The organism is Pantoea sp. Pa-EAmG, assembly GCF_030024295.1.
In the GTDB taxonomy this organism is placed as follows: Bacteria; Pseudomonadota; Gammaproteobacteria; order Enterobacterales; family Enterobacteriaceae; genus Pantoea; species Pantoea dispersa.
This window is the reverse complement of sequence record NZ_JASEWO010000235.1, coordinates 1-5,479: the sequence shown is the minus strand read 5'-3', so window position 1 is coordinate 5,479 and position 5,479 is coordinate 1. Positions and strand designations below refer to the sequence as shown.

The window sequence follows — 5,479 nt, the reverse complement described above, 5'->3', positions numbered from 1 at the left end:
CATCTTTTACTTAAGAAAAGAGAGCAGGTTTTATGGCAAGTACATTGGTAATGAACGATGCAACCCGCTCGTGGAGCGGACTGCGCAAAAATCTCATCGCGAAAGTGGCACTCAGCTTTTCGGATTTAATTGCACTGAACCTGGCATTATTTTTATCCGCGGCCACCGTCCAGGGTATTTGGGGAGAACTGGACAGTTTTATTCCGCCGCAGCAAATTGAATACCGCTTTGTCGCACAGTTAGGTCTGTCAGTGCTGTGCACAGCCTGGTTCTGGGTGCGTATGCGCCACTACACCTACCGCAAACCGTTCTGGTTTGAGCTGAAAGAAATCGTCAAAACGCTCTTTGTGTTTTCGCTGCTGGATCTGGCGCTGATTGCCTTTTCCAAATGGGACTTCTCGCGCATGGTGTGGGTGTTTAGCTGGACCTATGCCCTGCTGCTGCTGCCGCTAATGCGCGCCGGCGTGAAGCGTGCCATCAACCGCGCTGGTCAGTGGCAAAAAGAGACCATTATCATCGGCTCCGGTAAAAACGCCATGGAAGCCTACGCAGCGCTGCAGAGCGAGGAGATCCTCGGCTATAACGTGCAGGCGTTTATCTCGCTGGACGATGAGCCTCACCAGGAAAATGTTAACGGCGTGCCGGTTATTACCTGGAAAGACATCAACTGGCAAACCATGGACCGTGACAACACGCAATTTATCGTCGCCACCGAATTTGAACAGCAGGTGGTGCGCGATAAATGGCTGAAGTTTCTGTCCAAGATGAAATGCCGCTCAATTTCGGTTATCCCTACGCTGCGCGGTGTGCCGCTGTATGGCACCGATATGTCGTTTATCTTCAGCCATGAAGTGATGATCCTGCGCGTCAGTAACAACCTGGCGAAACGCTCCTCGCGTTTCCTCAAGCGCACTTTCGACGTGGTGGTTGCCTCCCTGCTGCTGCTGTTTCTTGCCCCGGTGTTCGGTCTGCTGTGCTGGATGGTAAAACGCGATGGCGGCAATGCCATTTATGGCCACGAACGCGTCGGTCAGGATGGCGTGAAGTTTAAGTGCCTGAAGTTCCGTTCAATGGTGACTAACTCGCAGGAAGTGCTGCAGAATCTGCTGGCCACCAGTGCCGAAGCGCGCGCTGAATGGGATCGTGATTTCAAACTGAAGAACGATCCGCGCATCACCAAAATCGGTGGCTTCCTGCGGAAAACCAGCCTGGATGAACTGCCCCAGCTGTGGAACGTGATTCGCGGCGAAATGAGTCTGGTGGGACCGCGTCCGGTGATTGAAGCTGAGCTGGAACGCTACGCGGGCGATGTCGACTACTATCTGATGGCCAAACCGGGCATGACCGGCCTGTGGCAGGTCAGCGGGCGTAACGATATCGACTACGACACGCGCGTCTATTTTGACTCCTGGTACGTGAAGAACTGGGCGCTGTGGACCGACATCGCCATTCTGTTCAAAACCGCTGGCGTGGTGCTGCGCCGCGACGGTGCTTACTGATACCCTCGACGCGATGTCTGCGCCGTCCCGGCAGACATCGCCTTTTCGTTTTAGCCCTTTCTTTTTGGCCGCAGACTCATTACCCTTCTCGCCTGTTTAACAGGACGTTACTGGTTCGTAATGCAAAAGTTTACCCTACTCCTTTTGAGCCTGGTGCTGCTGGCACCGCTGGGCATTGATCTCTACCTCCCGACGCTGCCGCAGATTGCCGACGGTCTTCATAGCCCGGTCAGTCTGATCCAGACCACCATTCCGCTGTTTTTGCTGGTGATGGGTATCGGTCAGCTGGTCACCGGTCCGCTGGTGGATAATTTTGGCCGTAAGCCGATCGCGCTGATCGGCCTCGCGCTCTACATCATCGGCAGCGCAGTGGCTGCAACCGCCACCGTCTGGCCGGTGTTCTTCCTGGCGCGCCTGATTCAGGGCTGCGCGGTATGCTGTAGCGCGGTGGTGGCATTTAGCGGCGTGCGCGATCGGCTGAGCGGCGATGCCGCGGCGCGCGCTTATGGTTTCCTCAATGGCGCGCTGAACATCGTGCCGGCGCTGGCACCGCTGCTCGGCGGTATTCTGGCGGAAGCCTATGGCTGGCGTGCGCCCTTCTGGTTCCTGTGCGGTTATGCGCTGGTGATTGCCATTATTGTGGTAGTCGCGCTGCCGGAAACGCGTCCGGCGGACACGCTGCGCGTTAAAGGGCTGCCGCTGGCGCAGTATGCTGCCATCGCCCGGCAGCCGCGCTTTCTCGCTTTCGCCTTTGCCAACGCGGGCGCGCTCGGCATGGTGCTGACCTACGTTTCGCTGGCGCCGCACGTGTTGATGACCGAAGGTGGCCTGACGCCGCTGCAGTTCTCATTTGCGTTTGGCGCCAACGGTTTCTGGATCATGCTGGTGAGTGCCTTTGTTAATAAAACCATTCGCAAGGCGGGCCGCCCATTTTGTCTCGCCATGGGGTTTGTCACCATGCTGCTCGGTGCGCTGCTGCTGGTGGCGGGGATGACGCTGTTACCTGCGGCCTGGCAAACCCACTGGTCGCTGTACATGATTCCGGTGGCGATCTCGGTAGCCGGCCTGGCCTTCACCGTCGGGCCGGCCACCAGCTATGCGCTGGAGCCGTATCAGCAGCAGGCGGGTGTGGCGGCGGCGCTGCAGGGATTTATTCAGATGGCGGGCGGTGCGGGTGGCAGCCTGGCGATGGTGGCGCTGCCGGTGGCAGAGAAATCAGCGTTAGCGCTGATGATGCTGGTGGGTGCAGCGCTGGCGCTGATCGCCTGGCGCTGCAGTAAGAACATGCGTGGTACAGTGACGGCGCTTAACTAAGCGTGACCGGGACGCGCGGCGCGAGTGCACACATCAGCTCGTAGCCTACCGTTCCGGCGGCTTTCGCCACCTCATCAATTTTCACCTCGTTGCCCCACAGCTCCACGCGCGAACCGATACCCGCCTGCGGGCAGGGTTCGAGGTCAATCATCATCATGTCCATCGAGATCGCCCCAAGCGTTTGCGTGCGGATGCCGTCAACGCTGACCGGCGTACCGGTCGGCGCATGGCGCGGATAGCCGTCAGCATAGCCACAGGCCACAATACCGATACGCTGCGGCGCGGCCGCGTGGTAGCGATAACCGTAGCCAACGCCCTCGCCGGCACCGATCTGCTGTACGCCAATAATTTCACTGCTGAGTGTCATTACCGGCTGCAGACCGGTACTGGCGATATCCTGCCAGTCGCCACTCGGTGACGCGCCGTAGAGAATAATGCCGGGCCGCACCCAGTCAAAATGCGCCTGCGGATGCCACAGCGTGGTCGCGGAGTTGGCAAGCGAACGCGGGCAGTTCAGTCCTTCCGCCGCCTGTTCCACGCGCTGCATCGGTTCCACCAGCCCCTGCGGGTTTTCCGCATCGGCAAAGTGCGCCATCAGCGTCATTTCCCCCACGTTGGGCAACGCACGCAGCTTGTGCCAGGCCGCCTGCGCCTGTTCCGGACGAAAACCGAGACGGTTCATGCCGCTGTTGATCTTCAGATAAACATCGACTGGCGCCGACAGCTGCGCCTTCGCCAGCGCCTGAATCTGCCAGTTACTATGTACGCTGGTGGTCAGGCGATAGCGATCGATCAGCGTCAGGTCATCGGCGTGAAAGAAGCCTTCCAGCAGCAGAATTGGCTTTTTCCAGCCCTGCTCGCGCAGCAGGATCGCCTCTTCCATATTCAGCAGCGCGAAACCGTCGGTCTCCGCCAGACTCTGCCATACGCGGGCAATGCCGTGGCCGTAGGCATTGGCCTTCACCACCGACCAGACGCGCGCGTGCGGTGCCGCCTGACGCACAATCGCCAGATTGTGGCGCAGCGCCTGTTGATTAATGGTGGCACCCGTAGGACGTGACATGTTTTTACTCTCCCTGAAGTATCAGCGCGTCGCGCTGGCATTACGCAGCGGCGATGCCGGGGCCGCAAAGCCCGGCAGATAACGCAGCACCGACAAGTCGTCGGCGGCGATGGCCGGTTTACGTCCCGAAATCAGATCGGCCAGCAACTGGCCGGAACCACAGGCCATCGTCCAGCCCAGCGTACCGTGCCCGGTGTTCAGCCAGAGATTGGTCAGCGGCGTGCGCCCGACAATGGGCGTGCCATCCGGCGTCATCGGGCGCAGTCCGGTCCAGAACGTAGCCTGTTCAACATACCCGCCTTCAGGATAGAGATCGCGGACCACCATCTCCAGCGTTTCACGTCGTGCCGGCAACAGTTTGGTGTTAAAACCAACGATTTCGGCCATGCCACCGACGCGAATGCGGTCATCAAAGCGTGTCACCGCCACTTTATAGGTCTCATCCAGAATGGTGGAAACCGGCGCGCCCTGCGGATCTTTGATCGGGATAGTCAGGGAATAGCCTTTCAGCGGATAGACCGGAATCGACACGATGTCTTTCAGCAGCGCCGTGGAGTAAGAGCCAAACGCCACGACGTAAGCATCGGCTTTGATGACCTCATCGCCGCACTTCACGCCATAGATGCGGTTGCCTTCGCGCAACAGCTGATCCACCGACGTGTCATAACGGAAAGTGACACCGGCTGCGGCTGCCATCGCCGCCAGACGCTGGGTAAACAGCTGGCAGTCACCGGTTTCGTCATTCGGCAGGCGCAGGCCGCCGGTCAGCTTGTGCGCGGTACCCGCCAGTGCCGGCTCCACGCTGTGCAGCTGATGCGCTTCCAGCAGCTCATAAGGCACCCCCGCTTCACGCAGTACCGCGATGTCTTTGCTGGCGCTGTCAAACTGTTGCTGCGTGCGGAACAGCTGCAAAGTGCCGCCCTGGCGCCCTTCATAGGCGATGCCGGTGCTGCTGCGCAGTGCTTTCAGGCAGTCGCGGCTGTATTCGGCGATGCGCACCATACGGCCCTTGTTTTCCTGGTAGTGACGCATGTCGCAGTTGCGCAGCATATTCCACATCCACTCCAGCTGGAACTTGCTGCCGTCAAGTCGCACCGCCAGCGGTGCGTGTTTCTGAAACATCCACTTTACCGCCTTGAGCGGTACACCGGGCGCCGCCCAGGGTGCCGCATAGCCGGGCGAAATCTGCCCGGCATTGCCGGCACTGGTTTCCAGCGCCGCGCCGGGCTGGCGATCGATTACGGTGACGTCATGCCCCGCCTGCGCCAGATACCACGCACTGGCTACCCCTACGACACCACTACCCAGAATGACTACGCGCATAAGCCCCTCATCGCGAAAAGCATAATTAACTGGTATCACCATCGGGTTTAGCATAACCCGATGGCTGAACTGATATTACATTCGACCCTTTCATTTCACATGTTTTTCACTTAACTGCACACTGAAATCATGCGCTCGCGCCAAAATCAGAGTTTTTTATGCCTTAAAAGCGTTAACCAGCGAATTATTATGCGAAAGGCAGAGCATCTCACTTTTTTCAGGAGAAAGCGCCGCAGTCATATCGCGCGCTTATAAACAGGATTTAATGCTGCAATTCATC

The 5,479-nt window shown here is 58.7% G+C and carries 4 protein-coding genes; 2 read left to right on the top strand and 2 right to left on the bottom strand.

What is annotated here, in order from left to right; translation table 11 throughout:
- Positions 1–32: 32 nt before the first annotated feature.
- On the top strand, positions 33–1,499 hold the full coding sequence (gene wbaP / locus QMM04_RS20500; RefSeq protein WP_141495377.1) for an undecaprenyl-phosphate galactose phosphotransferase WbaP: 1,467 nt from the start codon (positions 33–35) through the stop codon (positions 1,497–1,499).
- A 120-nt stretch (positions 1,500–1,619) separates the two neighbouring features.
- Entirely contained in the window at positions 1,620–2,813 is a 1,194-nt protein-coding gene (locus QMM04_RS20495) for a multidrug effflux MFS transporter (RefSeq protein ID WP_104189014.1), read from the top strand.
- Here the strand turns inward: QMM04_RS20495 and dadX are convergent.
- Together dadX and QMM04_RS20485 are read right to left on the bottom strand one after the other, a co-directional pair.
- Complete coding sequence (gene dadX, locus QMM04_RS20490; protein ID WP_104189012.1) at positions 2,806–3,876, bottom strand: catabolic alanine racemase DadX; 1,071 nt, start codon at positions 3,874–3,876, stop codon at positions 2,806–2,808. The genes QMM04_RS20495 and dadX overlap by 8 nt on opposite strands.
- Before the next feature lie 21 nt (positions 3,877–3,897).
- On the bottom strand, positions 3,898–5,199 hold the full coding sequence (locus QMM04_RS20485; protein WP_058771249.1) for a D-amino acid dehydrogenase: 1,302 nt from the start codon (positions 5,197–5,199) through the stop codon (positions 3,898–3,900).
- Positions 5,200–5,479 lie beyond the last annotated feature (280 nt).

What these genes read in the sequence shown, in the direction of transcription:
- wbaP (WP_141495377.1), top strand. Translation starts at nt 33, where the DNA reads ATGGCAAGTACATTGGTAATGAACGATGCAACCCGCTCGTGGAGCGGA.
- QMM04_RS20495 (WP_104189014.1), top strand. Translation starts at nt 1,620, where the DNA reads ATGCAAAAGTTTACCCTACTCCTTTTGAGCCTGGTGCTGCTGGCACCG.
- dadX (WP_104189012.1), bottom strand. Translation starts at nt 3,876, where the DNA reads ATGTCACGTCCTACGGGTGCCACCATTAATCAACAGGCGCTGCGCCAC.
- QMM04_RS20485 (WP_058771249.1), bottom strand. Translation starts at nt 5,199, where the DNA reads ATGCGCGTAGTCATTCTGGGTAGTGGTGTCGTAGGGGTAGCCAGTGCG.